Source organism: Brevundimonas sp. UBA7534 (assembly GCF_002479325.1).
Taxonomy (GTDB): domain Bacteria; phylum Pseudomonadota; class Alphaproteobacteria; order Caulobacterales; family Caulobacteraceae; genus Brevundimonas.
This window is the reverse complement of record NZ_DLMO01000007.1, coordinates 1-4575: the sequence shown is the minus strand read 5'-3', so window position 1 is coordinate 4575 and position 4575 is coordinate 1. Positions and strand designations below refer to the sequence as shown.

The window sequence follows — 4575 nt, the reverse complement described above, 5'->3', positions numbered from 1 at the left end:
CATCAGCAGCGACGCCTGGGCGTGGCCGTAGCCCTTGATCCAGCCGAAGAAGAAGAACACCAGCGCCCCGGTGATCCCCGGCGCGACGCCCAGCAGAAGGTCGGCGGCCAGCAGCTTTCGCACCGTCTTCAGCCTGAACAGCGCCAGATAGGCCGATATTCCGCCATGCGGCGGGGCGCCGGGATTGACCGGCTCCGGCACGGCGAAAAAGGCCAGGCCGAACGTCAGGGGCAGGGCGAGGACGATGGCCCAGCCCATGATCCGCACCCCGTCCGCATAGTCGCCCAACCCGGTCTGGATCACCACCGTCGGCAGGACCAGGATCAGGATCACCCCGATGATGTTGAACACCTGCCACCAGCCATAGACGCGACTGCGTTGATCGTACTGCGGCGCCAGGACCGAGGCCCAGCCCAGTTGCGCCAGCGTCCCGATCGAAAAGCCGAAATAGAGAACCAGCAGCCAGGCGAACAGATAGGCCGGCGGCGCGCCCGGCCCCACGACCACGAACATCATGAGGGCGGCCAGCATCAGGATCGGGATCGATACCGCCATCCACGGGCGATAGCGGCCCAGTCGTGTGCGCGTCCGGTCCATGCCCCAGCCGATAAGAGGGTCGAAGGCGATGTCGATCAGCCGCACAGCCATGAAGACGGCCGCCACCACGCCCAGCTCCAGTCCGACATGGGTAGCGTAGAACTCCGGCAGGGTTACGGGCAGGGCGACGCCGAAGGCCGCCAGGGGCAAACAGGGGCCGGAAAAGGCCGCTAGGACGGCGTTGGAGCGGCGAGGCGCGGTCATGACATCATCCGTCCGGGCGCGAGTCGGCCCGCGCCACCATCGCAGTTTTGCGACGCCTTGGGCGCCCTTGCTGCGCGGACCGACATGGGGCTGACTGGCCGGATGAGACGCAGATTCCCGCACGCTGTGGCCGGGTTGCTGGCGGCGCTGGCGGTCCTGACGGGCGCCGGCGCCGTGCGCGCCCAAGTCGATTCTTGCCAGACCAACGCCGACATCTGGGCCGAGCAGGGGTTCGCCAACGCCATCTCGCTCTATTCCCTGGAATGGGCTCCTTTCGGCGCGACCGAATGGGGGTGGGAGACCTATCTGCCGCTGATACAGCGCGAGTTGCGCACCCGTTGCGGAGCGGGCACGCCGATCTTCGCCTCGCACCTGGCGGCGTTTCAGCAGACCCACGGCCTGGCCCCCACCGGCCTGTTCGACAGCGCGACCTTCCAGGTGTTCAAGGGGGTGTGGCAGGAACGGCGGCCCTTCATCATGGCGCGGCTGGGGGGCGATTGTCCCGCGCCGCCGCCGATCAACCAACTGGGCTATCTGGTCGAAGCCGAGGAGCACGCCGACCGCCTGACCCGCCTGTTGCGCCGCGACGTGCTGGACGCCTATCGCCGCATGGTCGCCGAGGCGCGCGCCCAGGTCGCCGAGATCGCCGCCGACCCCGAGTTGCTGCAGATCTTCTCGGGCTTTCGCGATCCCGAAGCGGACGCCGCGCGCTGCGCCCAGCAAGGTAACTGCGACGGCCTGCGCCGCGCCGTCTGTTCGCCGCATCGCACGGGCGCGGCGGTCGATCTCTACGTCGGTCGTCTGCCCGGTTCGGGCGTGGATTCAACGGCCGCGGGCAGTCGCGCGCACATGAGCCAGGGCGCAGCCTATCGCTGGCTGGTGGAGAACGCTGGCCGGTTCGGCTTTACGCCCTATGTCTATGAGCCCTGGCATTGGGAGTATGTCGAGCCGTGGCGAGAGCCGTCCGCGCCCTGACCGAAAACGAGATCGACCTGGCGAAGGAGTCGTTCGGAGACGCCCTGCGCCTGGACACGGTGCGGCTGATCGGTTGGCCGTTCCGGCGGGCTTTCGTCGCCGGGCGCTGGTTCGGCCGCGACTGGATCGTCTGGCCCCGGCGGGCGCTGTGCGCGGACTTCACCGCCGCCTCGATGCGGACGCAGGGCGTGCTGATCCACGAACTGACCCATGTGTGGCAGGCCCAGCAGGGGGTGAACCTGCTCCTAGCCAAGCTGAAGGCCGGCGACAGGCGCGACAGCTATGCCTACGCCGCCACGTCCGATTGTCAGTGGAGTGCGCTGAACATCGAGCAGCAGGCGATGGTCATGGAGCATAGGTTCCGCCGAAGCCGTGGTGAGCCGACCGAAGGCGACGAGGCCTTCTTTGCACGCGTCTGTCCGTTTTAGCAGCCGACGCCCTTGCATCCGACCGCGGGATTTCCCAAAATGGAAACGGTGACTGTTGCGAATGGTCGCCGTGAACCGAAGGAAACTCCCCAATGCCGAAAATCCTCGTCCTCTATCATTCGACCTACGGCCACATCGAAGCCATGGCCGATGCGGTTGCCGAAGGCGCGCGCCAGGTAGACGGAGCCGTGGTCGACATCAAGCGGGTTCCGGAGACGGTGCCGGAAGAGCTTGCCAAATCCTCGGGCTACAAGCTGGATCAGAAGGCGCCGATCGCCAAGATCGACGACCTGAAGGACTATGACGCCATCATCATCGGCGCGGGCACGCGCTTCGGTTCGGCCGCCTCGCAGATGCGCGCCTTCCTGGATCAGGCCGGCGGCCTGTGGTTCACCGGCGCCCTCTTGGGCAAGGTGGGCGGCGCCTTCACCGCCAGCGCGACCCAGCACGGCGGGCAGGAGACCACCTTCCAGGGCCTGCACAACTTCTTCATGCACCACGGCATGCCGGTCGTGGGCCTGCCCTACGCCTATCAGGCCATGATGACCCTGGATGCGGTCGAGGGCGGCTCGCCCTATGGCGCGACCACCATCACCGGCGGCGACGGTTCGCGCCTGCCCAGCGAGATCGAACTGGGCGGGGCCCGATTCCAGGGCAGGCACATCGCCGAAATCGCCAAGAAACTCCACGGCTGATCCGATGCGCCAGCCCGCCGTATTCTTCGGCCACGGCTCGCCCATGAACGCCCTGGGCGGTCCCTTCGGGGCCGCCTGGCGCGACCAGGGTCAGGCGATCGGCAAGCCCAAGGGGGTGGTGATGGTCTCCGCCCACCGGGAGACGCGCGGGCTGGGCGTCACCGCGCAGGAACAACCGGAAACCATCCATGATTTCGGCGGCTTCCCGCGTGAACTTCATGAAATGCAGTATCCCGCGCCCGGATCTCCCGAGCTAGCGGCTCGTGTCGCGGAACTGACCGGGGCCGTGCAGACTCTGCAATGGGGACTGGACCACGGAACCTGGTCGGTGCTGGCCCACGTCTGGCCGGACGCCGACGTGCCGGTGGTTCAGCTGTCACTGAACCGCGAGTTGACGGCGCGTCAGCATTACGACCTGGCCACGGCCCTGCGGCCGTTGCGCGACGAAGGGATCGTCGTCGCCGGTTCGGGCGACTTCGTGCACAACTTGCGAACCTGGCGGCGCGAGGCGGGCGCCGAACCCTACGATTGGGCGACCAGCTTCAATGCGGCGGTCAAGCACGCCCTTCAAACCGGGGACCACGACGCCCTGGTCGACTGGGTCCGCCTGGCCGAGAACGCGCAGCTCAGCGTCCCTACCGACGAGCACTATCTGCCGCTGCTCTATGTCGCCGCCCAGCAGTACGAGGGTGAGCCGGTCGACTTCTTCAACGATGTGATCGACGGCGGTTCGATCTCGATGACCGGCGTCAGGATCGGCTGAGGCTCAGGCCGCCTCGACCATCTTCTGGATGGCGACATAGTCGGTCTTGCCGGTGCCCAGGACGGGCACCTCCGCGACCTTGACGATCTTCTTGGGCACGATCAGCTCGGGGGCGCCGTTCTCACGCGCCCATTCGGCCAGCGGCGCAACCTCGGCGGCCGCATGGTCCGTGACAAGCACCAGCTTCTCGCCCTTGCGGCTGTCGGGCACGGAAACGACGGCGTGCCGCTGTTCGGGCCAGACGGCGCCGGCGATGCCTTCCACCGCCGTCAGCGACACCATCTCGCCGCCGATCTTGGCGAAGCGTTTGGCGCGTCCCTTGATCGTGACATAGCCGTCGGCGTCCACATCCACGATGTCGCCGGTGTCCAGCCAGCCGTCCTCGACCGGTTCCCAGGTCAGCGGCTCGGCCCCGGTGACATAGCCGCTCATGACGTTGGGCCCCTTCAGGAACAGACGCCCGCCGCCCTCGATGCCTTCGACCGGCTCCAGTTTCCAGTCCATGCCGGGCAGGATCTGACCCACCGTGCCGGGGGCGTTGCGGTCGGGGTGGTTCACAGCAACGACGGGCGAGGCCTCGGTCGCGCCGTAGCCTTCGAGCAGTTCGACGCCGCCGAACTTGCTATTGAACAGAGCGCGCGTCTCCTCGCGCACTTTCTCGGCGCCGGCCACGGCGAACTGCAGCGTGCCGAAGTCGTCGGGTTCGGCGACCCGCGCGTACTGGCTCAGGAAGGTGTCGGTGGCGAACAGGATCGACGCCTTCACCTGGGGCAGCAGGTCGGTGATCTGCTTGGCATGCAGCGGCGACGGATATTCGAACGCCTTCATCCCTTGCAGCAGCGGCAAGATGACCCCGCCGGTCAGGCCGAAGCAGTGGAAGGTCGGCAGCGGGTTGAACATCACCCACTCCGGC

General features: G+C 67.3%; 6 protein-coding genes. 4 read left to right on the top strand and 2 right to left on the bottom strand.

Annotated features, from left to right (window positions below; all coding sequences use genetic code 11):
• On the bottom strand, positions 1-801 hold an 801-nt coding region (locus tag B2U11_RS00400; RefSeq protein WP_292068987.1), incomplete at its 3' end, for an MFS transporter.
• 102 nt (positions 802-903) lie between these two features.
• Between B2U11_RS00400 and B2U11_RS00395 the strand changes: the two genes are divergently transcribed.
• The 4 genes from B2U11_RS00395 to ygiD all read left to right on the top strand — a co-directional run bounded on the left by B2U11_RS00395 (position 904) and on the right by ygiD (position 3662).
• A complete protein-coding gene (locus B2U11_RS00395) occupies positions 904-1776 on the top strand; it encodes a M15 family metallopeptidase (RefSeq protein WP_292068985.1) in 873 nt (290 codons plus the stop codon).
• Positions 1752-2204: a hypothetical protein gene (locus B2U11_RS00390; protein WP_292068984.1), complete on the top strand. Its 453-nt coding sequence runs from the start codon at positions 1752-1754 to the stop codon at positions 2202-2204. The genes B2U11_RS00395 and B2U11_RS00390 overlap by 25 nt, the downstream gene beginning before the upstream one ends.
• Before the next feature lie 92 nt (positions 2205-2296).
• A complete protein-coding gene (gene wrbA / locus B2U11_RS00385) occupies positions 2297-2899 on the top strand; it encodes an NAD(P)H:quinone oxidoreductase (protein WP_201216725.1) in 603 nt (200 codons plus the stop codon).
• A gap of 4 nt (positions 2900-2903) precedes the next feature.
• Positions 2904-3662 carry a 4,5-DOPA dioxygenase extradiol gene (gene ygiD, locus B2U11_RS00380; protein WP_292068982.1) on the top strand — a complete coding sequence of 253 codons (759 nt, stop codon included), beginning with the start codon at positions 2904-2906 and terminating at the stop codon, positions 3660-3662.
• Between the two features lie 3 nt (positions 3663-3665).
• On the opposite strand, the gene B2U11_RS00375 is transcribed toward ygiD, so the two are convergent.
• Positions 3666-4575 (bottom strand): AMP-binding protein (locus B2U11_RS00375; protein WP_292068980.1); only part of this gene is annotated, 910 nt, incomplete at its 5' end.

Excerpts from the sequence above, each read along its gene's own strand:
- B2U11_RS00395 (WP_292068985.1), top strand. The coding sequence starts at position 904 with ATGAGACGCAGATTCCCGCACGCTGTGGCCGGGTTGCTGGCGGCGCTG.
- wrbA (WP_201216725.1), top strand. The coding sequence starts at position 2,297 with ATGCCGAAAATCCTCGTCCTCTATCATTCGACCTACGGCCACATCGAA.
- ygiD (WP_292068982.1), top strand. The coding sequence starts at position 2,904 with ATGCGCCAGCCCGCCGTATTCTTCGGCCACGGCTCGCCCATGAACGCC.